Source organism: Aristaeella hokkaidonensis (genome assembly GCF_018128945.1).
Taxonomy (GTDB): domain Bacteria; phylum Bacillota; class Clostridia; order Christensenellales; family Aristaeellaceae; genus Aristaeella; species Aristaeella hokkaidonensis.
The window spans coordinates 3025913-3051844 of sequence record NZ_CP068393.1 but is presented as its reverse complement, the minus strand read 5'-3'; the positions used below and the strand labels follow the sequence as shown (position 1 = coordinate 3051844).

The window sequence follows — 25932 nt, the reverse complement described above, 5'->3', positions numbered from 1 at the left end:
CGTACAGCGGCGTCACTTTTCATCCCTGGTACGGAAATCGGGCAGGTCCTTCCGGGTGACGACCCGTTCATCCGAATAGGCTTTCCGGATCATGACCGTTTCCGTATACTGCTCCGACGGCTTGTTGAATTTCGTGTTCCGCAGCACAAACTCGCCGCCCCAGGTGCACCAGTATCCCCAGACGGTTCCGTCCCGGAACACCTGTTCCGGATCCGGAATGCACCCATTCTCCGAAAGCACAATCATCTTCCGCTCTCCCGCGATCCGCGTCAGCGGCAGGAAGGATGCGCTCTGGGAGTCATAGACCCGTTCCCCGGGATATATATCCGTTCCGATGAGATCCACCTCATCGTCCCCCGGATACCAGTCCGGATCCTGGGCGTTCCAGATCCAGATCAGGTTGTTCAGTCCGTATTCATTGGTCAGCCGGTCAAACAGCAGGTGGTACAGCTTCAGGTACGCTTCCTTCCCGGATGCGCCCCACCAGAACCAGCCGCCGCTGGCCTCATGCAGCGGCCGCCACAGCACCGGCACGCCGGCCGCCTTCAGCCGGAGCAGCTGCGCCGCGATCGCGTCGATGTCCTGATTCAACAGCCGGTATCCTTCTTCGTCCTCGCCGTTCATCACCCTGGCCAGGTTGAAGCTTGTGTATTTGGTATAAAAACCGGAATACCAGGGTTCCTTCAGGTAAGGGGACGGAGCGTTCCAGTGCCAGCAGAAAGTGACGATGCCGCCCTTGTTCCAGTATTCAATGGCATAGGGCACCGCCCGGTCGCTTTCGCCGCCGTGCTCCACACGGCTGTGGGAATACTCCATCATGTCCAGGCCGAGCACAGCGGGATAATCGCCGCCGGTTGCCCGCCAGATTGCCTGGTTTTCCATCCCGAACATGCCGCCGTCGCACTGCTGGCCAGAGAGAATCTTTTTGCCATAGTTTTCCCGCAGCCAGTCATACAGCCTCCGGGCCTCCGGGGTTGCCTCCCCGACGCTCATCTTTTCGGGAATGGTATAAAGATCTGCCGGGAGGGCCGCGGAGGGCGTCAGCTCAAACCGGTTCACCCGGATATATCCCCAGCTTGTGCCGATTCCCAGCGTATGGGTACCGGCGGACAGGTAAATATGCTCCAGCACGCTCTTCCCGAAGGCGGTATCATCCGTTACCGTGTTTCCGATATTCCGGCCGTCCAGGAGCACCGGGTTTTCCTTGTGCCCGCCCTGGCTTGCCTGGATCACCGCGATATCATAAAAGCCTTCCCGGCTCACCGTGACTTCCGTTGTGATCCCGTCTTCACCGGCTGTGTGGAAACCTTCCACCCATTGGTTTTCGCCATCCCCGGCGATCACGGTATGGCCTTCCGGCTTTCCTGTTTCTGCCTCCACGATCATCGTCTCCCCTGTTCCTTTCACGGATACAGGGAGCAGTACGCAAAGCAGCATCATACCCATTGCGGCCATTCCGCAAAAGCTGCTTTTCACGCTTTTCATGCCGGTTACTCTCCCTGTTTAATTAATTTTGTTAACTATTTTGTTAACCTATTGTAAACTAAATTTTATCGAAACAAAAAACGCCTGTCAAGACAATTTTTGCACACAAATAACGCTTTGCTTGTCGTTTATTGCGTTTTTGTTCCCGTGAAAAACGCATGGCTCCTTGTTTTTGAACTTATTTAGATTAACAATTTAGTTAACAAATAGTTCCCTGCTTTTCTTCTGTACCTTCCCCGGTTACGCAGTCTGTTCGACGGAACGCCCACCGCTTTTCCGCATGTAAAAAAACGCCGGCGGTTTTTCCCGGCCGCCGGCATACAACTGCTGATATTCACTTTTTTCCGGTTCAGATTTCCGCTCCCGTGCCTTCAATCAGCTCCGTCCGCAGGAACCGTCCGTTTTCATCCGTGATGACGCGCCTGCCGCATTTCCAGCTGCCCAGCATTTTCCCGTCCACGCGGATTTCCGCCCTTTGCCCGTCGGACCGGATGGCGTAATGATGGTCACAGAAGGCAGCCTCATACGCATAGGGTGCGCCGCTGCCCAGGCTGAACCACACCTGTCCCAGGTGCGGATGAATGCCGTAATGGTGCGCAATATATTCAAGGCAGGCCAGCATGGTGGGCCCGTAGGCGTCCTGCACCGCTTCCCCGCCGCCTTCCTCCGCCGGCTGATGATCCGACATGCGCACCAGGGAGGCTTTGCCGGTGAAGGGATCATACTGCTGGGTAAACCGGCAGCCGTTCGCGTAAACCGCGTCAATCAGTTTCCGGCCCAGCCCCGTCACCAGCCGGTTATACCCGTAGCGTTCCAGGGCAAGGATCGCCCGCTGGTAGGTGAGGCCCTCCGGCTGGCCGCTCCAGTTGTTCTCCGGCGCGTTGCGGAAAGCCGGATCATTGACCGCCACGCTGGGAAGCGGGAAAGGCGTCCGGAATTCCGCGGGATTCAGCAGGTGCTCCTTTACAAAGCGGGCCGCCATTCCCCGGGAAATGCTGCCCCAGTACATGCACCGCAGCGTATTGTGGCACAGGATGTCCACCGTTTTCCCCGTCCGGTCCCGGTCATACAGGGCGCCGCGCTTCCTGTCCCACAGCCGGCGGCGGAGCGCATCCGCCACCATACGGGCTTTCCGCTCCCAGGCGTCAGCGGACCGATCCCCCTGCAGGCGGCAGATTTCAGCCACCGTCCGGCGGGCCGCAAAGCTCCAGCTTGTCACGTCCATGCTGGCCATGGGAACCACCTGATATCCTTCCGGCGGTTCATCCCCTTCCCACCAGCAGGGCGCGTCCCCGTACCGCAGGGCCAGGTCCTCCCCCGTGTCATAGACGCAGAAGGAGGAAAGCAGTCCGTCGCCGGAAACATGGCGCGTATTCCACAGGCACCGGTCAAAGCGGATCAGGCTCTCCTTCAGCTCTGCCAGGTAATCCCTGTCTTTTCCGATTAAGTAATACAGGTTCAGGGCCGGGAAGGGAAAACAGAACCCCTGGTGTTTGTTGAACTGGGGTTCCACTTTGCCGCCGGTGCACTGGATGGAGCCCGGCAGGCGCCCATCTGCCCGCTGGTGGCGCATGAACAGGGTGATGTTGTTCCGGGCCGCCTCCAGGCTGCGCAGGGCATACATCTCGCCGCCCATGGGCTGGGTTTCCAGCCAGATTTTTTCATATCCGCCGCCTTCCACCAGCACCGTATCGCCGCCGAAATCCTTCAGGTTAAAGCGGCATTTCTCTTCCGCCGCGTCATAAACACGCTGAAGCTTTTCATCCTCCGTGCGGAAAAAAACGCTTGTTTCAGGCAGCATTTTTCAGCCTTCCCTTCCGGTTTTAATTCGGAATTTCCACTGGTTGAATTCTATCATTTATTGCGATTTTTGGACAGATGCGAAAAAAATGCGCATCCCCCGAAATCCGCAAAAACCTTTATTTTTCAACAATGTGCAAAATTTTAGCTTCTTCCCTTTCAGAAGATTTGCCGTCATAATGAGAGCGAAAATTGAGCAACGAAAAATCATATCGCCCCGAATACCCCGAAGGAGGATTCCTGATGAGTGTTTCCGCATCCACCCCCGCGCATCGCGGCGGACTCAGGTACAGATTTGGATTAGCCCTGCGCCGTGACTGGCAGTTGTGGGTGCTGCTGCTGCCCTGCCTGGCATTCTTCATTGTATTCTGTTATTTCCCGATGTACGGCGTACAGATTGCCTTCCGGGACTATAAAGCCGCCTTCGGCATTACCGGCAGCCAGTGGGTCGGACTGAAATATTTCGAAAAATTCTTCAACAGCTATTACTGCGGACGGATGTTTGCGAACACCTTCCTGCTGAACCTCTACGGCCTGCTGTTCGGTTTCCCGATCCCGATCCTGCTGGCGATCATGCTGAACCAGCTGAACAGCAAACGGTTCAAGGGCTTTGCCCAGACCGCCATCTATGTGCCGCACTTTATTTCCACCGTTGTGCTGGCTGGCATGATCTACCTTTTCTTTTCGCCCACCAACGGCATCATCAATCACCTGATCACCGCTGCCGGAGGGAAAAGCATCTATTTCATTATGGAACCCCAATGGTTCAGGCCGCTGTTCATCGGATCGGACATCTGGCAGAACGCCGGATGGAACACCATCCTCTATATCGCCACACTGACCAGTATCGATCCCCAGCTTTACGAGGCAGCCACCATTGACGGCGCCACCCGCTGGGAAAAGATCCGGCATATTGATATTCCCCACCTGATCCCCATCGCGGTGATGATGCTGATCCTCAACTGCGGATCGCTCCTCTCCTCCAACACGGACAAGGCCCTGCTGCTGCAGACCAGCGGCAACATGGCCACCTCGGACATCTTCGGCGTCTACGTGTACAGCGTCGGCATCGCCGCCCAGAAGGCCCAGTATTCCTACGCCTCCGCCATTGGCCTGTGCCTGAACCTGATCAACTTCGCCATCATCATGGGAGTCAACAGCATTTCCCGCAGGATGAGCGATATCAGCCTGTTCTGAGAAAGGAGGAAGAAGGATGACTGTTACGGCCGTGAAAGCAAAAAAGCAAAACCGGATCCGCGAAACCCGGAAGGACCGGATCTTTAACGCAATCAACACCCTGTTCTGGGTCCTGGTCCTGTTCCTCGTCCTGTATCCACTGTGGCTGATCCTCATCGCTTCCGTCTCAGACCCGGACGCGGTCCTGCAGGCAAAGGTCCTGATCTGGCCGGTCGATTTTTCTCTGATGGGATATGACGCGGTGTTCCAGAACAGCGAACTGCTGAACAGCTATGTGAACTCCGTCTTCTACACGGTGGTCGGTTCCGCCCTGAGCGTAATCGTTTCCCTGGCTGCCGCCTACGCGCTCTCCCGCGGGTTTGCGGGCAAAAAGTTTGTCAACCTGGCCATCACGTTTACCATGTTCTTTTCCGGCGGCCTGATCCCTATCTTCCTGAACATCCGGGATCTCGGGCTGTACAACACCAGGACGGTCATGATCCTGATGAACCTGGTTTCCGTCTGGAACCTGATGGTTGCAAGGACCTATATCCAGACCAGCATTCCAAACGACCTGTATGAAGCCGCCGTCATCGACGGGGCGGATCACTTTACCTATTTCTTCAAGTGCGTGCTGCCGCTGTCCGGCACCATCATCGCGGTGCTTTCGGTCTACTACGGCGTTGCCCGCTGGAACGATTATTTCACCGGCCTGGTCATGCTGCGGGACCGCAGCCTGTATCCCCTGCAGCTGGTGCTGCGGGAAATCCTGGCCTCCCTCACCTCCACAGGCTCCTCCGATACCTTCTTCGCGGCTTACGCGGATAACCTGGGCGGCCTGCAGGCGGCGCTGCGCAAGGCCGAGGTGGCCAAATACTGCTGCATCGTGGTGGCCACTGTGCCCGCGGTTGTGCTGTATGTCTTCATGCAGAAATACTTTGTCAAAGGCGTCATGATCGGGTCTTTGAAGGGATAAAGGGGGGGGTAAACCGGTGTCACAGATCAGGAGCACGAACGATTCCGCCCGGGCCGCGCGCTATGAGGACGGCTTCCGGGTTCTGCAGGGCCGGCGGGAATACGTGACCTACCAGGCGGACTCATCCATCCGGATCTGGTATTCGGATATTCCCTGGCGCTACGAAGCCCATAACCACTCCGCGGTGGAAATCCTCCTGACGCTGGAGGGCACGGTGACCTATACCGTTGAGGACAAACTCTACCAGGTCCGCAAGGGGGAAATCCTGATCGTCCCCCCGGACACCCTGCATTCCCTGTCCATGGGTGAAGGCAGCAGCCGGTATCTTTTCCTGTTTGAGCCTGACGCCATCATGTCCATGCGGGATATCAAGTACATGGCTTCGTATTTCAACAAACCTTTCCATCTCCGGGATGGATCGGATGCCCATGTGCGCATCCGGGAACTGCTGCTCCGGGCCAACGACGCCTACGAGAAGCGGGAAATGCTTTGGAACACCCTGTGCTACAGCTGCATTCTCCGCATCTACGCCACGCTGGGCCAGCGGTACCTGGGCGGCGTCAAACCGCATACCGGGGACAGCACGGGAAACATGGACGCCGAGGTTGTCAACGCAGTCATGACCTATGTCAACAACCATTATCGGGAGGATCTTACCCTGGAGGAAGTAGCGCAGTTTGCCGGCTTCAGCCGCTACTATTTCTCCCGTTCCTTCAAAAAGCAAACGGGATATTCCTTTAAAGAGTACCTGTGCCAGAAGCGGGTACAGGTAGCCATGGACCTGCTCATCCGGACCAACCGTTCCATGCGGGACGTTGCGCTGGAGAGCGGCTTCGGCAGCGTGGCCACCTTCAACCGGGTATTCCGGGAAAAGAAAGGCTGCACGCCCTCCCAGTACAGGACGATTTACGGAATCCCGTGAGATTGGTAATCAAGGGCACAGTGCCCTGAAATAAAAAAGGAGGAAAGACCCATGAAGAAACTCGTTTCCCTGCTGTTGGCATGCTGTATGCTGCTCAGCCTGAGCGCCGCCTTCGCTGAAGAGAAGGTAGAGCTCACCGCCTTCCAGTACGCGCTGGAAAACCAGAACACCGATTTCAACGGCCTCTGGTTCTTCGACGAACTGGAAAAGAAAACCAACACCCACGTCACCTTCCAGATGGTGAAGGACGCTGACTGGGCAACCAACGTCAACCTGATGTTCGCCGTGCCGGATCAGATGCCCGACATGATCATCCGCCACGCGGTGGATGTGGAAGAATACGGCGTCTCCCAGGGCCTGCTGCTTCCCCTCGATGAATACCTGACCGAGGAGATCATGCCCAACTACGTCAGCCGCCTGAACATCAACAACGCCGGCGACTCCATCCCCGCCAGCGACGGCAAAACCTACTACATCGGCTTCCTGATGGCCCAGAACGTGAACCATACCGGCACCTGGTATGTGAACCAGAAGGAACTGGAGAAGCTGGGCAAGACCGCTCCCACCACCATTGCCGAAACCACCGAGCTGCTCCGCGCCATGAAGGCTGACGGAATCAAGTGGCCCTTCTCCGCGTCCTACACCCAGTTCGGACCGGAAACCATCTGGAACCAGTTCGCCTCCTTCGGCGTACCGGAAAACACCTACTACTACTTCATCGACGCTGACAACAAGGTCCAGTTCACCTGCGCCCAGGACGGCTGGCGTGCCTGCGTGGAATGGCTGCATCAGCTGTATGAAGAGGAACTGATGGATCCGGAATCCCTGACCCAGGACTCCAACCTCTGGGCCAACAAGGTCAACGACGGCGAAGTCGGCTACTTCTGCTACCTGCGCCTGATCAACACCGCCATCAAGGCTGAGAACGTGGAGAATTTCAAGTCCATCCTGCCTCCCGCCGCCGACGGATTCAAGGCCTGTGTGTCCCAGATCCTGGAAGTGCCGGAAGCCGGCGCCTACCTGACCAAGAACTGCAAGGATCCCGTAGCTGCCCTGAAGTGGATCGACGCCCAGCTGGAAACCGAAACCATGATGGTTTCCCTGAACGGCAAGGTCGGCGAGCAGATCGTGCTCAACGACGAAGGCAAGTATGAAGTCATCGATATCCCCGCGGACAACGGCCTGTATCAGTTCGTTCCGGTTACCATGGGCCAGTTCTTCGCCCCCGGCGACTACTACACCTCCATTTACCAGATGGCACCTCACCGCGTGGAACGCTATGAAGACAGCAAGTGGTACGCTGAATCCGGCGTGCTCGAGCCCAGGAGCTTCCAGTACCTGCGCGACCTGAGCAAGCTGAGCAACGAAGACGCTACTGAGGCTGCTGACATCTACACCGAGCTGCAGAAGCTGGTGGAAGAATCCTTCGCCAACTTCGTGCGCAACGGCGTCACGGATGAAAGCTGGAACAATTTCCAGGAGCAGGCCAAGGCGATCGGTTCCGAGCGCTACATCGAACTGTACCAGAACGCCTATGACGCCTACCTGGCCAAGTAAGAATCTTGAACACCGCGGCTGGTGATGCTAGAATAGAAGCACCGAAAAGCCGCCGGGCATCGCCGCAGGATTTGTTTCCGGGGGCGATGCCCTTTTGCCGTATAGAGGGAGTACCTATGAAGCGTACCGTTAAAATCATCTGCCTGCTGGCCGCGGCATTGCTCCTGATAACAGGCTGCTCCGCGCCTCCGCGGGACGAGGGTTCCTCCGCCCCCGCCATATCCCTGTCTGCCCTTCAGTACGAAATTGAAAACATCGCCGTGGATTTCAGCAGCATGTGGTATTTCCGGCAAATTGAACAGCAGACCGGCGTCCATGTGGATTTCAACGAGGTCAAGGATTCCGAATGGAGCAGCTCCGTAGGCCTGGCTTTTGCCCAGGGCAAAATGCCGGATATGATTCTCCGGGGTTCCCTGGACGTGGAAGAATACGGTGTGAAACGGCATCTCCTGGTGCCGCTGGATGAATATATTGAAAAAGGCTTCCTGCCCAACTATGCAGCCCGCATGGACCAGGCCGGCCTCCGGGAACAGCTCACCGCTTCGGACGGACACATCTACCAGCTGGGCTTCCTGATCTCCCAGGACGTCAACACCAACGGGCATTTCTTCATCAACAAAACCTGGCTGGACCGGCTGAAGCTGCCCGTTCCCGAAACGGTGGAGCAGCTGACGGAGGTGCTCCGGCACTTCCGGGAGGATGATCCCAACGGCAATGGCATCCAGGACGAGATTCCCCTGGAGTTTACCCTGGATGACAACACCACCGGCATATACAACCTGTTTTCCTTCTTCGGCCTGCCCCTGAACGAGGACTACGTTTACGCGGACAAGGCCGGCCGGGTGCATTTTGCCCCGGAAGAGGACGCCTTTTTTGACACGCTGTCCTGGCTCCACCAGCTGTATCAGGAAAAGCTCCTGGACATTGATTTCATCAGCCAGGGAGGCAGTATCTGGGCTGCCAAAGTCAACGAGGGCAACACCGGCATGTTCAGCTACTGGCGGCTGCAGAACACCGCTCTGAATCCCGGCGTCGCCGGAAACTATGAGATCATGCTCCCGGTTCATGCCGAAGGAAAGGCCGCCTGCCTGCCCCGGAACATGGACATCATTGAATTCGGTGCCGCCCTCACCAAAGACAACCGGAACATTGAAGCCAGCCTGCGCTGGCTGGACGCCCAGTTTGAAACGGAAAACATGCTGGTTTCCCAGAACGGCCCCGTCGGGGACACGCTCATCCGGCGGGAAGACGGCCGCTATGAGGTCAGCTATGTGCCCCCGGACAATGAACTGTACCAGGCTGTTCCGGTCATCTGCGGCCAGTTTTTCGCGCCCGCGGACTATTATGCTTCCGTTTATGTGCCTGCCGCCCACCGGCTGGAAAAAACAGCCTACTGCGACCTGTATGAGCGCTCCGGCGTGCTGGAGCCCATCTCCGCCAAGCTGCTGACCACCGTGGCACCCAAGACCACCGACCAGTCCGCCGAAACCACCCGCCTGAAGGCGAAGCTGAAATCCCTGGTGGATGCGGAAATCGTGTCCATGGTCACGCAGGGAGTCACGGAAGAAGGCCGCGCGGCATTCCGTGAGAGCCTGAAGGCAGGCGGAAGCGCTGACTACCGCCAGGTATACCAGCAGATCTATGACCGCTGGAAGGAGAAGTAAAACCGTGATCAGAAAGAGCCGCACCTCCGTCTTTATCCGGTATGCGCTGTCGTATATCGCTGTTGTGCTGCTGCTGTTCCTGAGCATCACCGGCTATCTCTATATCCGGCTCAGCAGCAAAACCCGGGAGGAAATCATTGACAACCAGATCAACCGGCTGTCCCGGATTGCCGCCCAGCACGAAAGCTATATCTCCGCCATGCTGAATACTGCCGAGGAAATCGGTCTCAGTCCTGATATCGAGTTTTTCCGTTATGAGGAAGAGCCCTGGAAAGCCTATGACCTGCAGCTGAAGATGGTGCCCTATACCACCACCAGCAGCACCTTCTGCGACCAGGTATACCTTTACTTCTTCGGGGATGACCGGGTTTATTCTTCCTCTTCTTCCATGAGCCTTTCCCTTTTTGCGCGGATGATGCGCTATGAATTTATCCCGATGGAAAGCCTGGTTTCCCGGATTGCAAACACCGACCGGCTGACCATTCTGCCGGCCCAGCAGGTATCCTCCACCCTGGTGGACAGTTCCCGGGTGGTTACCTTCCTGGTGCCGCTGGGTTCCGCCCCCGGCTCCGGAAAAGGCGTCCTGCTGTTCCTGATCAAAGACAGCGTTTACCAGTCGCTCTTTGCCGATGCCATCAACGACCATATCAACACCTATATCCACCAGGGCGATGAACTCCTCTCCTCCTCTGAGGAGCTGTCCCTTCCCCGGGATCAGGTGAAGGTTGCCCAGGAAACCGCCTCCAGCCTCTTCCGGTGGAATAACCAGGACTGGACCCAGGTTACTTTCTCCGGCCGGAACTGGGGGCTGTCCTATACGGCGGTTCTCCGCAACGCCGATATCAATTCCTCCATCATGCAGCAGCTTTTCAGCATCCTGGCCATCCTGCCGGTCTTTGTTTTCCTGAGCCTGCTGCTTGCCCTGTGGATGGCGCGGCGTCATGCCCAGCCCATCCGGGCGATCACCGGCATGCTCTCACGGGAAACGGACGAAACGCCCCGGGATGAACTCCAGCAGATTTCAACCGGCATCAGCCGGCTCACCTCCCGCAACCAGGAGCTGACCTCCCGCCTGGACCGGGCCCTGCCCGTCCAGCGGCACGATTTTGTTTTCAAATTTGTCAAGGACCGCTTCCCCACCCGGGAAGAAGCAGTGGTGGCCGGAAAGGCCGTGGGCCTGGAGATCGACCGCCCGGCCTACGCGGTGATCCTGTGCAGCGGTTCCGGGGGAAACGACCATCCCTTCGACCTGGGCGCCCCGCCCTTTGACTGTTTCCCCGGCTGTTCCGGCGCGGGGGTGGAACTGGTCGCCCTGAAAGCCAATCTTTACCTGGTCTTCTCCGATGATCCGGAGACCCTGCCGGACCTGGCAGAAACGCTCCGCAGCGAAGGCGCCGCCGGCGGGGAGCGGTGTATCACCTCCATCTCCGCCCTGCATTCCGATTTCACGGAAGCTCCTTCCGCCTACCTGGAAGCAGCTGCCGCCTATGAAAACCGGTTTGTCATGGGCAGCCAGAAAGTGCTCTGCTACGGCGATATTTCCTCCAACCTGGAGGAGATCCTTCCCCAGGCCCGGAAGATCACCAACTCCATCAGCCAGGCGCTGACCCTGGGAAGCCGGGATGTGCTGGATGTCCGGATCAGCGACCTGCTGCATTTCCTGAAGAACACCAACATGTCGCCCTTCGCTTTCCGGATGATCTACAGTGAAGTGATCCGTTCCCTGGTCCACACCCATACCGCCGCCCTTTCCGGGGAAGGCTCTGTGCAGGAAATCTACAATATCTTCACGCTGACTTCCTGCCAGTCCATCGACGACCTGGACGAGCTGCTGCGCCGGCTTTGCGACCGCCTGCTCCTGGAGGAGCCGGATTCCTGCGAAATCGCGCCTGAGGAGGAGGACGAGATCAGCCAGGTGGTCCACTATATGGAGGAACACTTCAGCGATCCGGAAATGTCCATCACCGCCCTGGCAGACTCCCTGGAGCTTTCCACCACCCGCTTCAGTCTTTCCTTTAAGGAAAAGACCGGCATGTCCCCCCTGGAATACCTGACGCTCCTGCGGGTGGAGCACGCGAAGGAGCTGCTGGAAATAACCGACCTGACCATCCGGGATATCAGTGCCCGGGCAGGCTATTATGATTCCGGCTCCTTCATCCGCCGCTTCAAGCAGGTCACCGGCGAAACGCCCGCCCAGTACCGCCGCAGCCGGAACCTGAAAAAGGAAACGCCAGAAGGCGGAAAAAACTGATTATCATCCATCAAGGAGTTTTCCATGATTCACACCGAGGAAATCAACGTCCGGGATCCGTTTGTGCTGATCCACGAAGGACAGTATTACCTGTACGGCACCCGCGGGGCTACCTGCTGGGGACCTGCGGACGGCTTTGACGTCTATACCGGCCGGGACCTGCACACCTGGGAAGGTCCGGCCGTCTGTTTCCATAATGACGGCACCTTCTGGGCCGACCGGAATTACTGGGCGCCCGAGGTGCATCCCTGGCAGGGCATGTTCTATATGTTCGCCAGCTTCAAAAGCGACGCGCGCAGGCGCGGAACCGCCATCCTGCGTTCCGCCTCTCCACTCGGTCCCTTTGAACCCTGGTCCGACGGCCCTGTCACCCCGGCAGACTGGGAATGCCTCGACGGCACCTTCCACGTCTCCTCCGACGGCGTACCCTATATCGTGTTCTGCCACGAATGGGTGCAGGCAGGAGACGGTGAAATCCTGGCCATGCGCCTGACCGGGGACCTGAAGGCTGCCGCGGAAAAGCCCTTCCTGCTCTTCCGCGGCTCTGACGCTCCCTGGGCCCGGCCGGTCCATCACTCCTCCGGCATCACCGGCTATGTGACGGACGGACCTTTCCTGTGGCGCCGGAAGGACGGAACCCTGCTCTGCCTGTGGTCAGGATTCTCGGAAAAAGGCTATGCCCAGGGCCTGGCCGTTTCGGACAACGGCGAAATAGACGGGCACTTTTCCCAGATCGATCCCCTCTTTCTGGAAGACGGCGGCCACGGCATGCTCTTCCGGGACCTGGAAGGCGGCGTGTACCTGACCCTTCACAGTCCGAACACCCACCTGCTGGAGCGTCCCCGGTTTATCCCGGTCAGCCTGTAAAATTCTTATTCCGTTGAAAGGATATCCGGAGGGAAAGGCGAACAATAATCAGTGCCTTTCCTCCGGTTTTCATCAATCACTCTCAGGAGGCAGCATATGAATCAGACAACCAAGAATGTTCGCGAACTCACGGTAGCCTATATCGGCGGCGGTTCCCGGGGCTGGGCCTGGGGCTTTATGAAGGACCTTGCCCTGGACAGCGAAATCTGCGGTACCGTACGCCTGTATGATATTGACCGGGAAGCCGCGGAGCGGAACCGGATCATCGGTGAAAAAATCAGCGCCCACCCGGACACGGCGTCCCGCTGGGCCTACAAGGTCAGCAATTCCCTGCAGGAAGCGCTGACCGGGGCGGATTTTGTGGTCATCTCCATCCTGCCCGGCACCTTTGACGAAATGGAATCAGACGTCCACCTGCCGGAGCGCCTCGGCATCTGGCAGCCGGTGGGCGACACGGTCGGCGCCGGCGGATTCATGCGCGCCATGCGTACCATCCCCATGTTTGTCACCATCGGCGAAGCCATCCGGGATTACGCTCCGGAAGCCTGGGTTATCAACTATACTAACCCCATGTCCCTTTGCGTGCGCACCCTCTACGAGGTCTTTCCGGAGATCCGGGCCTTTGGCTGCTGCCATGAGGTTTTCGGCACCCAGAAGCTGCTCTGCTCCATGCTGAAAACCGAAGAGGGAATCGACGGCGTGAAGCGCCAGGATCTGTATACCACCGTCACCGGTATCAACCACTTCACCTGGCTGACCTCTGCCACCTGGCAGGGACGCGACCTGTTCCCCCTCTATGCCCGCTTCGTGGAGAAATACGCGGAAAGTGGCTATGATGAAGGCGGGGACGACAACTGGATGAACTCCCACTTCAACTGCGCCCAGCGCGTGAAGTTTGACCTGTTCCGCCGCTACGGCGTGATCGCCGCAGCCGGAGACCGGCACCTGGCCGAGTTTGTGGCTCCCTGGTATACCCGGAATCCGGAAACCGTCCGGAAATGGAAATTCAGCCTGACCCCCGTCTCCTGGCGGAAGCAGGACCTGAAGGAACGGCTGCAGATGTCGGAAGACCTGGTCAGCGGAAAGAAGGAAATCACCCTGAACGGTTCCGGGGAGGAAGGCCACCTGCTGCTGAAGGCCCTGCTCGGCCTCGGGGATATGGTGTCCAATGTCAACATCCCCAACCGCGGCCAGATTCCCAACCTGCCCCTGGGCGCCGTGGTGGAAACCAACGCCCTCTTCGGGCTGAACCGCATTGATCCCGTATACGCGGGGCCGGTGCCCGCCTCCATCCTTCCGCTCATCACCCGGCATGTGCTGAACCAGGAAAACACCCTGACCGCCGCCCTCCGCTGCGACCGGAAGCTCGGCCTGACCACTTTCCTGAATGATCCGCAGCTGTCCGGCGTCACCCCGGCGGACGGAGAAAAGCTCTTCAACGAAATGCTGGAAAACCAGCGCGCCTACCTGCCGGTAAAATGGTTTGAATAACCCTGAATATCAGGATCAACAAAACAGCTTCTGAGTTTTCTCAGAAGCTGTTTTTTCCGTCATTCTTCATTTGGAGGGTTTCCTCCATCGCCCTTCCCTCCAGCACCCGTCTCCCCGTTTCTTTCACCGATTGATTTATAAGGGATATGACTTGTTTTTTATTCAAGGATAGTGTATGATGAGCCAGTAACTCAGTATGTAGGAGGGATTTTACCATGGCTGAACAGTATGTTACCGGTGAAACACTGGTTGGCGAAGTTGTTACCAAGTACCCCGAAGCGATCGAGATCCTGCTGTCCATCGGCATGCACTGCCTGGGCTGCCCCGCTTCCCGCAATGAATCCCTACAGGATGCCTGCGCGGTTCACGGCATTCCCGCGGAGCAGGTCATCGAAGCAATCAACGAAAAGATCGCTGAGAACAAGTAAGTTTGATCGGCAATAAGGCCGGAGGGATTTTCCCTCCGGCCTTTGTTATGCCCTGATTCAGTTTTCTGACGGCACGGAAGCCGTCAGGCTCTCGTAGGTCACGCCGTATTTTTCGGCAATATCCCTTGCGAAAGACTGTCCTTCCGGCGGAGCGATCACAACCCGGAAGGAATGCTTTCCTTCCCTGGTTTCCGCCACCAGGGAAACCGCCTTCCCTTCGGCTTCGCCCGTATTGATCACCGTGTCCAGGTCCTGGGCCAGCTTGTGCATGTGCGTATTGTAGATTGTGCGGGTACCCCGGCCGAGGATGGCCCGGACGGCATCCGCCGCAATAAAGTATCCCTCTTCAAAGGATGTGGTGGAGAAGGTCTCGTTCAGGAGCAGCAGGCTTTCCGGTGTGCAGCTGACAAACAGTTCCCGGAACCGCCGGCATTCCTCGCCCAGCCGTCCCAGGTCCAGCGTCTTGTCCTCATCCGCGGGGAAATGGGTCAGCACCCGGTCCGCCGGGTCATACTCAAAGCTTTCCGCCGGTACCGGAATACCGCTCTGGGCCAGGATAAACAGCTGGCCGACCGCCTGAGTCACCGTGGTTTTGCCGCCCCGGTTGGCGCCAGTCAGGACGTATACCCGTTTTTCCGGATCAAAGACCAGGTCATTGGGTACCACGTTCTCCGGCTTTTCGGTGGCAATCAGCTTCAGGTTGTACAGTCCCGCTGCCTTCATGCAGGCCGCCCCCTGCCGGTTCAGCCTGGCCTGCGGCTTGCAGAACTTCCAGCCTGCTTTCTGTTTCTTCTCAATGTATTCCGCCCACCGGGTATAAAACACCAGTTCCGGTATCAGGTCGGCGATTTCCTTAACGCTCACATTCAGGTACTGTCCCAGTGTGTCCCGCAGCTTCCGGGCAATCCGGGAAGTCAGCATGGACGCCGCGCTGTCCATCTGCCGCGGCACATTGGCAGTGCCGTCCGCCGCGGGGATCCGGGACAGGGACATGGCCGCCAGCGGATTGCGGAGAATCACCGAGCTCTCCACAAACTGACCGACAGACTGAAGCAGCCCCACCTCCGTATTGGCGGGATAATAGTTATAGCTTCCGCTCCAGTCCGCCTCTTTCCGGATCTCATCCCTGGGGGACACGGACGCCAGGAAGTTCTTCAGGATGCTGGACTTCACAAAAGGCTTTGCGTTGACGGAAACCAGTCCCATACTGATCGCCTCAAAGCGGTCATTCAGGTTGATGCCTACCGTCAGGCTCCGGATTTCGGAAGCGGCAACCCGCATTTCCTCCACGTCCTTGCGCAGTGCGGCAAACCCTTTTTCCTGGTAGATCTGCTCCACGGTGTCCCGCAGCGTGGTCAGACCTTCCGAAACCAGGTCCTTATCCGACAGGCACTCCCGGATGGCTTCCACGGTCAGGATATAGTCGTGATACTCCTCCAACCGGTGCATCAGGTCCCAGATGCCGGTCTCATCGCCCTCATGACGGTTGACCACCCCGTAGTCATAGAACATCTTGACCTTATCCAGCAGCTTCATCAGCCGCTCCCGGATTTCCGGATGGCGCAGGATGTCGTCAAAAACGTCGCTCCGGAAAGCCGCCACTGCCGGGTCCGCCGTCAGGCTCATCATCACCCGGCGGAGCAGCGGTTCTTCCTGGGGCTGCGCCGCCACTTTTTCCGTCAGCGCGTCCATACCCAGGTCGTGCCAGCTTTCTTCCGGGATTTCCCGGTAGGTCACTTCATCCTGCCGGGGAAACAATATACTCAGCTTCGTCTGCTTCATTTCATTATCCTCATTTGAACGGTTCTTGCGGATCTGATTATATCTGATCCGCCCGCTCCCGTAAAGTCCGCGCGGCGGATGACAGCCTGTACGCAATATGATACAATAATCCCCGGCCGGAAAGGAGGCCTTTGCCATGGGAAAACAGGACAAAACCAACTGTATGCGGGTACTGGACAGCAAAAAGATTGCCTACAGCGCTCATTTATATGAAGCGGATCCGACCCTGACCGGGGAAGATATCGCCCACCTGCTGAATGAGGAGCCCTCCCAGGTTTTCAAAACCCTGGTTACCGTCGGCAAGCCTCAGAAGTATTATGTGTTTGTGATCCCGGTCAATGCAGAACTGAACCTGAAAAAGGCCGCCGCTGCCGCCGGTGAAAAATCCGTGAGCATGATTCCCCAGCGGGATCTGCTTCCGCTGACCGGCTATGTGCACGGGGGCTGCTCACCTATCGGAATGAAGAAGCATTTCCCTTCGTTTATTGATGAGAGTGCTTCCGGTCTCTCCCGGATCTTTGTCAGTGCGGGCCGCGTCGGCTGCCAGGTGGAACTGTCTCCCGCGGATCTGATTCAGATTGCTTCCCTGACGCCCGCCGCCCTGATTTGATTGACTTTCCGCAAAGCGGAGTGATAAACTGTAATGTAATGTTTTTTGCATTTTTACCGCCATTCCCGGCGTTAACTGATGGAGGTTCCTCATGACGAAAAAGCGTACCCTGCTGTGGCTGATCCCGCTGATTGTGCTGATTCTGCTGATCCCGTTCCTGGTTCCTTCCGCCCTGCCCTATGCGGGTGCGGAAGAGATGCCTGTTTTCCCTTCCGTGGAGCTGTCCAACCCGGAACCGGAACCGGTTGTGCTGGAGCCGAATCCCAAGTACAAGAATTCCATGGTCTCCCGGTATGCCCCGCACAAGGACGCCTTCACGTCCGAACCCCTGGGATACCAGGACGGTACCATCTGCGTAAAGATCGAGAAGAGAACGGTCGTCAACGGCAACGGCGGCAAGACCGCGGTGTATTTCACCTGGGTAAAGATTGCCGATCCTTCCCAGCTCCGCACCAGCACCAACCAGCCTTATCCTTCCAAGCAGCTCGTCGCCGCAACCTCCCTCGCCCGTCGTGAACGCTCCGTCCTGGCCATCAACGGCGACTATTTCTGCGACCGGACGGAAGGCATCGTCTACCGGAACGGTGAACTGCTGCGGAACAGCGTTTTCAATACCGGTTACGGCTACGACGCGCTGATTATCGACCTGAACGGCAACTTCCATATCCTGCTCAAGCCCGATCCCAGCGATTTCAAACAGTATGAAGGCTGTATCGCCCACAGCTTCATCTTCGGGCCCGCGCTTGTCGTCGACGGCAAGATGCAGGTTCTGGACGGCAACAATTATGCAAGTTCCCCCGGCATGGGGCTCCATAAATACCTGCAGCGCCAGGCCATCTGCCAGATGGATAACCTGACCTACCTGATGATCACTGCGGAAGGTCCTGAACAGTCCAAGGACGGCGGCCTCACCGGCCAGGAAATGGCCCAGCTGGCCTATGACTGCGGTGCGGTCCAGGCTTATAACCTGGACGGCGGTTCCTCCAGCTGGCTGGTGCTCGGTACCGACCGGATCAACGCCACCCGCGGCAAGAAGCGGGATATTCAGGATATCATTTACTTTGTCACTGCTGAAGCGGAACCGGTTCCCGCGGAATAACCCAGGAGCTGTCCCACAGCCCACCGTCAACAAAGGAAGCGTCAGCCTATGAATACCATCTTGTCCATCGGACCCCTGAACCTGACCCCCTACGGACTGGCCGTGCTGGCCGGCGTACTGGCCGGTGCATTGCTGTGCCTGCTGAACAAAAAGGTCTTTCAGCTCCTGCCGCTGACAATCCTGGGAGCGGTCGTCCTGGGGCATGCCTTCTGGACTTTCCTTCGTCTCGACGGCTATATGGATGAAATCAGTTCCTTCGCCTTCATGTTCCAGCCCTGGCTGGGCGGCTATACGCTTTACGGTGCCCTCATCGGCGGCACCCTTGGTGCGCTGGCCGGTGCGAAGCTGAGCGGCATCCGTCCCCTGGAAGCACTGGATACCCTGGCTCCCGCAGCCTGTGCAGTCCTCTTTTTCTGCCGTCTGGGAGAATACTATACCGGCGAGGGTGTCGGCGCTGAAGCACTGGAATCCCTCTCCTTCTTCCCCATTGCCAGCGAAGGGCTGAATTCCGGTTTCTGGCTATACGCGGTCTGGTTCTGGGAAGCCATCGCCGCGTTGGTCATCCTGATCCTGCTGCAGTGCCGCCGGAAGCATGCCCGCGAAGGAGAGCTTACCGTCCTGTTCGTTACGTTGCTCGGTACCAGCCAGATCCTGCTGGAACAGTTCCGGAAAGACAACTTCGTCCGTCTGAATTCCTTCGTTCGTTTCACCCAGATCGCCGCGGTCCTGACCCTGCTGGCCCTGATGATCGTCCTGGTCATCCGCCGCAGGCCCGACCGGAAAAAGACCATCCTGAGCTTTGCGGTACTCGTTGCCGCTGCCGGCGCGGTCGTAATGGCTGAGTTCGTGTTTGACAAGCCCCAGATGGAAACCCTGCTGTATATCGCGCTGGCCGCCACAGCCGTGCTGTTCGGCCTGATGCTCATCGCCTTCCGGGGGAAAGCCGGAAAGCTGCCCGCCGGCCTGTTCGGCCTGTTCACCGGCACGCTGATCCTGCTTTACCTGCTGGCCACGGTCGATCCGGATTCCTCCGGATTCCTGTACACCATTCTGCTGGACCTGATGATGCTGTCCTCCCTGACCGCCATCGGCGTCACCTTAATGACCTTGTACCATTCCGAATCTGCACTGGAAAAGTAAATATGACCCTGACAAAGGAGGAACTCTTATGTCCCAGAAGTCTTCCCCCGTCTATTTCACCGATTTCCGGACCGTAGCTGACGTCAGCCAGGGCGTCAAGCTCCAGAAGCTCTGCCGCCGGGCCGGAATAGACAAGATCGATTTTGCCGGGAAATTCGCTGCCATTAAAATGCACTTCGGTGAGTTGGGCAACTTTGCCTATCTCCGGCCGAACTATGTCAAGGCAGTGGCAGACCTGATCAAGGAACTGGGCGGAAAGCCCTTCCTTACCGACTGCAACACCCTCTATCCCGGCAGCCGGAAAAACGCCGTAGACCATCTGTACAACGCAGAAGTCAACGGTTTTAACAGCGTGACCACCGGCTGCTACATCATCATCGGTGATGGGCTGAAGGGGACGGATGATATCACCGTACCGGTCCCAGGCGGTGAATACTGCAAGGAAGCCTATATCGGCCGTGCCCTCTACGACGCGGACATCATTATTTCCCTGAATCATTTCAAGGGTCATGAAATGGCCGGCTTCGGCGGTGCGGTCAAGAATCTCGGTATGGGCGGCGGCAGCCGGGCCGGGAAAATGCAGCAGCACAGCGACGGCAAGCCGGTTGTTGACCAGGCCCTGTGCCGTTCCTGCCGTAAGTGCGCCCGAGAGTGTGGATCGGACGCCATCACCTATAAAAGCGGCAAGGCCTATATCATGCAGGATATCTGCAAGGGCTGCGGCCGGTGCATCGGCGCCTGTGCCTTTGATGCCATCCATCCGTCTTTTGACACCGCGGCGGATATGCTGGGCCGCAAGATGGCAGAATACACCGCCGCGATCTGTGCCGGGAAGCCTTCCTTCCATATCACCCTGATCATGGATGTTTCCCCCAACTGCGACTGCCACGGGGAAAACGATGCGCCCATCCTGCCGAATATCGGCATGCTGGCCTCCTTTGATCCGGTAGCCCTGGACCAGGCCTGTGCGGATATGTGCCTGGCCGCGGAACCACTGCCCAACAGCCAGCTGTCTGACAACCTGGCAAAACCCGGCTGGAAGCATCATCACGATCACTTCAAGGACAGCAACCCGAACGTCAGCTGGCGGGAAACCCTCGCCCACGGGGAAAAGATCGGCCTGGGTACCCGAACCTATGAACTGATCAAAATCTGATCAGCGCGAAATAATCAGAAAAATTCAGCATTTTGAAGTATTTAAGAGCTTTCTGCACGTTTTCGGCAGAAAGCTCTTCTTATTGACTATTTATGTCTTTGACTATCTTTGACTTTTAAGTATAATATAATCAGCACAAGAAAGAGAGTGCGGTGGCCAGTGACCACGGAAAGTAATTCCCCGGAACCGCAATAAGCAACGGAACCGGATCAAAAGAATGGAGGGTTTTATATGAGTACTTTCCTGCCTGCTGTTTTCGGTGAAAATATGATGGATCTGTTTGATGACTTCGACCGTGATTTCTTCCGCGGCTTCGGCCGTCCGGAAAGAGCGCTCTACGGTAAGAACGCCGCCCGGATGATGAAAACCGACGTGAAGGAAACCGACGAAGGCTATGAGCTGGCGGTGGATCTGCCCGGTATGAAGAAGGATGAAATTCATCTGGATCTTCAGAACGGCTATCTGACCATCTCCACCCAGAAGAACCTGGAGAACAAGGAAGAAAAGAACGGCAAGCTGCTCCGCCAGGAGCGGTATACCGGCACCATGCAGCGCAGCTTCTACGTGGGCGACAACCTGACAGAGGAGGATGTGCAGGCCAAATACGAAGACGGTGTCCTGACCGTCAAGCTTCCCAAGAAGGAAGCCAAGAAGGATCCCGAAAAGAAACAAATCCTCATTGCATAATCTCCAACCAACAAAGGAGAGGCTCTCTGAGCCGCTCCTTTTATTTTTCAGTTTTTCTCACATCCGGCGTCAGCCGGATATTTCACATTGAGCCGCAAGCGGCTCAATATTTCATACTGCCGAAGGCAGTATTTCATTTTCAACCGGACTTCTTCACAGACTATCGATATACCTGCAGGCTGCCAGCGCTGCTGTCGCACCGTCCGCCGCCGCGGTAGTCAGCTGACGTACCGTCTTGCTGCGGCAGTCACCCGCCACAAAGACGCCGGGGGTCTTTGTCTCGCAGCGCTCATCGCTGTCAAAGTATCCCCACTTGTTCAGATCCGCCAGATGCGCGAAAGCATCGTTTTCCGGAATCAGGCCGATGGCAACAAACAGGCCGTCACAGGCAACCTGCCGTTCTTCCCCGCCGTCCTGCGGCTTCACGGTCACGCTCCGGAGAATGCCCTCCTCCGTGTTCAGGCCTGTGATCTTCACGCCGGTGTATTTTTCCACATTCGGACGGCTGAACAGGATCTCCTGCAGCTTCTTTTCACCGGTGAATTCCGGCAGGTCCTGCAGCATGATCACCTTTTCGCACTTACCGGACAGCAGGATCGCCTCCTGCAGGGCGGAGTTTCCGCCGCCGGCCACGCATACCGTTTTTCCGGTATAGAAATCCCCGTCGCACACGGCGCAGAAGCTGATGCCCTCGCCCACCAGCTCGTTTTCACCCGGCAGGCCCAGCATCCGGTGCTTTACGCCCGCCGCCACAATAACAGCCTTTGCGTCCCGCTCCAGGCCGTCGTCTGTAAATACCCGCTTATAGTCCCCGTGATCCTCGATCCGGACGACCTCCGCCAGGTCCACTTCCGCGCCCTGGTTCATGATCTGGTCCAGCAGCGCCTCGGCGTATTCATTGCCGCTCATCTGGGCGGTACCCGGCCAGTTTTCCACCTTGGGGCTGTAGGTAATCTGTCCGCCGAAACCGTGCTTTTCCAGCACCAGTGCGTTCTTTCCGTTCCGCTGCGCGTACAGCGCGGCCGTCATGCCCGCGGGGCCTCCGCCGATCACGATGATATCCGTCATTTTTCACCCATCCTTTGAAAAAGGGACGCGCCGCGTCCCTTTTTCTCATTTTGTAATCCTATCGGAGTGGAACGAAAACCATAATTCGGTTTCCGACTTCCTACCTCCTACTTCCTACCTCATACCTCTTATTATCCGACCTGTTTTGCCGTCAGCATACCCTTGATTTCGGATACACCCTTGTACTTGGTGTATTCATCGGGATTCTGGCCGAGCACCACCAGCGTGGGCGCCTGCTTCACGCCGTACTGGTTGGTCAGTTCGGGATTGTCCGTCGCCAGCACCTTCTTGAACAGGAAGCCGGCCTTCTCCAGCATGCTGATCGCCAGCTTGCAGTTGGGGCAGGTAGCGCTGACAAACAGGATCGCGCGGGCGCAGTTGCAGCCCTTGTTCTCCTTCTCGGGCTGGGCAGCGGGCTCTTCCTTCACGGGCTCAGCCGCCGGTGCAGAGGCCATCACAGGGCCGGTATGGGTCAGGCGGCTGTGGCCGATGTCATAAACCTTCCGGTCTTTGAACTCCTGGGCCTTACCGTCGTTCCAGTTCTGCACGGGACGATAATAACCGGTGATCCGGCTGTAAACCTCGGTTTTCTGTCCGCAGTGGGGGCAGGTGTACTGCTCGCCGCTCAGATAGCCATGGTCCTTGCAGACGGAGTAGGTGGGGCTCATCGTGTAGTAGGGCAGCTTGTAGTTCTCCGCAATCTTGCGGACCAGGTTCGCGGCCGCCTTCCAGTCCGGCAGCTTCTCGCCCAGGAAGGCGTGGAAGACGGTACCGGAGGTGTACAGGGTCTGCAGCTCATCCTGCACGTCCAGCGCGGAGAAGATGTCCTCGCTGTAGCCCACGGGCAGGTGGCTGGAGTTGGTGTAGTAGGGCGTACCGTTCATGTTCGCGGTGATGATGTCCGGATACTGTTCCTTGTCATGCTTCGCGAAACGGTAGGTGGTGGATTCGGCCGGGGTCGCTTCCAGGTTGTACAGATCGCCGTACTCTTCCTGGTAGTCGCTCAGGCGCTCCCGCATATGGTTCAGCACATCCTGGGCGAACTTCTGCGCTTCAGGATGGGTCAGGTCCTTCTTCAGCCAGTTGGCGTTCAGGGCCGCTTCATTCATGCCCACCAGGCCGATGGTGCTGAAGTGATTGCTGAAGGTGCCCAGGTACCGCTTGGTGTAGGGATACAGGCCGCCGTCCAGCAGCTTGGTGATAACCGTACGCTTGGTCTTCAGGCTGCGGGCCGCAACGTCCATCAGGTGATCCAGCTTGGCGTAGAATTCCTTTTCATCGGCGGCTTCATAGGCCAGGCGGGGCATATTAATGGTTACAACGCCGATGGAACCGGTGGATTCGCCGCTGCCGAAGAAACCGCCGCTCTTCTTGCGCAATTCACGCAAGTCAAGACGCAGGCGGCAGCACATGCTGCGCACGTCGCTGGGCTCCATGTCGGAGTTGATATAGTTGCTGAAGTAAGGGGTGCCGTACTTGGCGGTCATCTCAAACAGCAGCCGGTTGTTCTCGGTTTCAGACCAGTCGAAGTCCCGGGTGATGGAGTAGGTGGGAATCGGATACTGGAAGCCGCGGCCGTTGGCGTCGCCTTCGATCATGATTTCGATGAAGGCCTTGTTGACCATGTCCATTTCCTTCTGGCACTCGCCATAGGTAAAGTCCATTTCCTTGCCGCCGATGATGGCCGGCAGGTTTTCCAGGTCCTTCGGGCAGGTCCAGTCAAGGGTGATGTTGGAGAAGGGTGCCTGGGTGCCCCAGCGGCTGGGGGTGTTCACACCGTAGATGAAGCTCTGGATGCACTGCTTGACTTCCTTCTGGGACAGGTTGTCAATCCGGACGAAGGGAGCCAGGTAGGTATCAAAGCTGGAGAAGGCCTGAGCGCCGGCCCACTCGTTCTGCATGATGCCCAGGAAGTTCACCATCTGGTTGCACAGGGTGGACAGATGGCTGGCCGGAGAGCTGGTGATCTTGCCGGGAACGCCACCGAGGCCTTCCTGGATCAGCTGCTTCAGGCTCCAGCCGGCACAGTAGCCGGTCAGCATGCTCAGGTCATGGATATGAATGGCCGCGCTGCGGTGGGCTTCAGCGATTTCATTGTCATAGATCTCGCTCAGCCAGTAGTTGGCCGTGATGGCGCCGGAGTTGGACAGGATCAGGCCGCCAACGGAATAGGTGACGGTGGAGTTTTCCTTTACGCGCCAGTCGTTGATGCGGAGATAGTTGTCCACCAGGTCCTTATAGTTCAGAAGGGCGGAATTGACGTTGCGGACTTTCTCCCGCTGTTTGCGGTACAGGATGTAGGCCTTGGCCACGTCAGCATAGCCCGCTTCGGACAGCACCTTTTCGACGCAGTCCTGGATGGTTTCCACCGCGATTTTATCGTCGTGGATCAGCGGTTCATACTCCGCGGTAACCCGCAGGGCCAGCATGTCGATCACGCTGGGATGATACTGTTTTCCCAGAGCTTCGAACGCTTTGGTGATGGCTTTTGAGATTTTGCCGATCTCAAAATCCGTGATTTTTCCGTCTCTTTTGACAACCTGATACATAACTAAGCGCTCCCTTGTTTCCTCTTATTTGTTGTTTTTGACAGTCAGAAATACCCTATATTTTTTGCTCACTAAATATAGCATGCCCCTCCCGGGAAAGTCAATATGTTGTGAAAGATTTTCATAAAAATACCTATATCTTGTGCATCCCATGATTTTCAAGGGTTCCAGGCTTTCATGGCTGTACGCACAAAAAAAGCAATGATATAATACTGGATACGAGGTGGTTTTTGATGATCAGTTTCTCCGTCACCTTCAGCAATGTGCTGCTCATGCTCCTGTATCTTCTGCCCGGTTTTTTCATGTGCAAAGTCAAAAAAGTGAAACCGGATCATCTGAGCAGTATCAGCGTCATCCTGCTCTATATCTGCGGATACGCCCTGTATGTGAACGCCCTGTACGGGCTGGATCCTTCTCCCGCCCTTTTTGCGAAGATGGGGCTCTTCCTGCTCTTCGCCCTGGCCGGGGAAACGCTGCTGATGCTGCTGATCCTCCTGATCCTGGGCAAGGAAAAAAGGAAGGTATTCGCCCTGCGGATGCTGTCCATCGCGGCCGTCATGGGCAATGTGGGCTTTTTCGGCATGCCGGTGGTCCGCGCCCTTTTCCCGGAGGCACCGGAAGCCGCGGTTTACTCCTCCATGTTTAACGCCGCCCTGAATATCCTGGCCTGGACTGTCGGCGTTTTCACCCTGACCGGGGAGAAAAAGCATATCTCCCTGAAGGCCGCCCTGGTGAATCCATCCATGCTGGCTGTCTTCACGGGTATGATCCTGTGCCTCCTGAATGCCAAAGACTGGCTTCCCGATATCCTGCGCACCGGCTTCAGCACCCTGGGAGCCATGTCCACCCCGCTTTGCATGATCATCCTCGGTGTCCGGCTGGCCACCATGGATTTCAAAGCCCTCTTCACCACGAAGCTGGCCTGGCTGATCTCCGCCGGCAAACTGCTGGTGTTCCCGCTCTTCTGCTACCTGCTGGTGCTGCCCTTTCCGCTTGATCCGGTGTTCAAGGGCAGCATCCTGATCCTGGCTGGCACTCCCTGTGCCAGCATCCTGCTGAATCTCGCCGAGATCCATCACAACGGCCAGGAACTGGCCGCAAACTGCGCCCTCCTCTCCACCCTGCTGAGCATCCTCACCATTCCGCTGCTCAGCCTGCTGGTATAAATTGGATTCATCGAAAAAACGCATCAGGGTCATATACCCCGATGCGTTTTTTGTGCAG

Annotated in this window: 20 protein-coding genes; 15 read left to right on the top strand and 5 right to left on the bottom strand. The window is 57.3% G+C overall.

The features are described from left to right. Positions 1–12: 12 nt before the first annotated feature. Positions 13–1485 (bottom strand): glycosyl hydrolase, encoded by a 1473-nt coding sequence (locus JYE49_RS13760; protein WP_093957702.1) that lies wholly within the window; start codon positions 1483–1485, stop codon positions 13–15. A 349-nt stretch (positions 1486–1834) separates the two neighbouring features. Further along, the gene (locus JYE49_RS13755) at positions 1835–3286 is read right to left on the bottom strand and encodes an MGH1-like glycoside hydrolase domain-containing protein (protein WP_093957703.1); all 1452 of its coding nucleotides are present in this window, start codon (positions 3284–3286) and stop codon (positions 1835–1837) included. A gap of 242 nt (positions 3287–3528) precedes the next feature. Between JYE49_RS13755 and JYE49_RS13750 the strand changes: the two genes are divergently transcribed. From JYE49_RS13750 to JYE49_RS13710, 9 genes are all read left to right on the top strand, one after another. Then, positions 3529–4482 carry an ABC transporter permease gene (locus tag JYE49_RS13750; protein WP_093957704.1) on the top strand — a complete coding sequence of 318 codons (954 nt, stop codon included), beginning with the start codon at positions 3529–3531 and terminating at the stop codon, positions 4480–4482. A 16-nt stretch (positions 4483–4498) separates the two neighbouring features. Beyond that, positions 4499–5437, top strand: a complete 939-nt coding sequence (locus JYE49_RS13745) for a carbohydrate ABC transporter permease (RefSeq protein WP_093957705.1) — start codon at positions 4499–4501, stop codon at positions 5435–5437. 16 nt (positions 5438–5453) lie between these two features. Beyond that, positions 5454–6359, top strand: coding sequence for an AraC family transcriptional regulator (locus JYE49_RS13740; RefSeq protein ID WP_093957706.1), 906 nt, complete (start codon positions 5454–5456; stop codon positions 6357–6359). Positions 6360–6410: 51 nt separating this feature from the next. Next, positions 6411–7916, top strand: a complete 1506-nt coding sequence (locus JYE49_RS13735; RefSeq protein WP_093957707.1) for a type 2 periplasmic-binding domain-containing protein — start codon at positions 6411–6413, stop codon at positions 7914–7916. A 116-nt stretch (positions 7917–8032) separates the two neighbouring features. Continuing rightward, positions 8033–9580, top strand: a complete 1548-nt coding sequence (locus tag JYE49_RS13730) for an extracellular solute-binding protein (protein WP_179217370.1) — start codon at positions 8033–8035, stop codon at positions 9578–9580. A 4-nt stretch (positions 9581–9584) separates the two neighbouring features. Beyond that, the gene (locus tag JYE49_RS13725; RefSeq protein WP_179217371.1) at positions 9585–11831 is read left to right on the top strand and encodes a helix-turn-helix domain-containing protein; all 2247 of its coding nucleotides are present in this window, start codon (positions 9585–9587) and stop codon (positions 11829–11831) included. 24 nt (positions 11832–11855) lie between these two features. Next, complete coding sequence (locus JYE49_RS13720) at positions 11856–12698, top strand: glycoside hydrolase family 43 protein (protein WP_093957710.1); 843 nt, start codon at positions 11856–11858, stop codon at positions 12696–12698. A 96-nt stretch (positions 12699–12794) separates the two neighbouring features. Beyond that, a complete protein-coding gene (locus tag JYE49_RS13715; protein ID WP_093957711.1) occupies positions 12795–14189 on the top strand; it encodes a family 4 glycosyl hydrolase in 1395 nt (464 codons plus the stop codon). Between the two features lie 215 nt (positions 14190–14404). Then, positions 14405–14617 (top strand): DUF1858 domain-containing protein, encoded by a 213-nt coding sequence (locus JYE49_RS13710; RefSeq protein ID WP_093957712.1) that lies wholly within the window; start codon positions 14405–14407, stop codon positions 14615–14617. Positions 14618–14674: 57 nt separating this feature from the next. Here the strand turns inward: JYE49_RS13710 and JYE49_RS13705 are convergent, their stop codons facing one another. Then, positions 14675–16399, bottom strand: coding sequence for a MutS-related protein (locus JYE49_RS13705; protein ID WP_179217372.1), 1725 nt, complete (start codon positions 16397–16399; stop codon positions 14675–14677). 136 nt (positions 16400–16535) lie between these two features. Between JYE49_RS13705 and ybaK the strand changes: the two genes are divergently transcribed. From ybaK to JYE49_RS13680, 5 genes are all read left to right on the top strand, one after another. Continuing rightward, on the top strand, positions 16536–17009 hold the full coding sequence (ybaK, locus tag JYE49_RS13700) for a Cys-tRNA(Pro) deacylase (RefSeq protein WP_093957714.1): 474 nt from the start codon (positions 16536–16538) through the stop codon (positions 17007–17009). Positions 17010–17100: 91 nt separating this feature from the next. Further along, positions 17101–18108 carry a phosphodiester glycosidase family protein gene (locus JYE49_RS13695; RefSeq protein ID WP_093957715.1) on the top strand — a complete coding sequence of 336 codons (1008 nt, stop codon included), beginning with the start codon at positions 17101–17103 and terminating at the stop codon, positions 18106–18108. Between the two features lie 48 nt (positions 18109–18156). Beyond that, positions 18157–19248 carry a prolipoprotein diacylglyceryl transferase gene (locus JYE49_RS13690; RefSeq protein WP_093957716.1) on the top strand — a complete coding sequence of 364 codons (1092 nt, stop codon included), beginning with the start codon at positions 18157–18159 and terminating at the stop codon, positions 19246–19248. Between the two features lie 28 nt (positions 19249–19276). Continuing rightward, positions 19277–20404, top strand: a complete 1128-nt coding sequence (locus JYE49_RS13685) for a DUF362 domain-containing protein (protein ID WP_093957717.1) — start codon at positions 19277–19279, stop codon at positions 20402–20404. 231 nt (positions 20405–20635) lie between these two features. Next, a complete protein-coding gene (locus JYE49_RS13680) occupies positions 20636–21091 on the top strand; it encodes an Hsp20/alpha crystallin family protein (RefSeq protein WP_093957718.1) in 456 nt (151 codons plus the stop codon). 153 nt (positions 21092–21244) lie between these two features. Here JYE49_RS13680 and JYE49_RS13675 read toward each other — a convergent pair whose 3' ends face one another. Next, positions 21245–22159 (bottom strand): NAD(P)/FAD-dependent oxidoreductase, encoded by a 915-nt coding sequence (locus tag JYE49_RS13675; protein ID WP_093957719.1) that lies wholly within the window; start codon positions 22157–22159, stop codon positions 21245–21247. Positions 22160–22290: 131 nt separating this feature from the next. Then, positions 22291–24708: a ribonucleoside triphosphate reductase gene (locus JYE49_RS13670; RefSeq protein ID WP_093957720.1), complete on the bottom strand. Its 2418-nt coding sequence runs from the start codon at positions 24706–24708 to the stop codon at positions 22291–22293. 233 nt (positions 24709–24941) lie between these two features. Between JYE49_RS13670 and JYE49_RS13665 the strand changes: the two genes are divergently transcribed. Then, positions 24942–25874, top strand: a complete 933-nt coding sequence (locus JYE49_RS13665; protein ID WP_093957721.1) for an AEC family transporter — start codon at positions 24942–24944, stop codon at positions 25872–25874. Positions 25875–25932 lie beyond the last annotated feature (58 nt).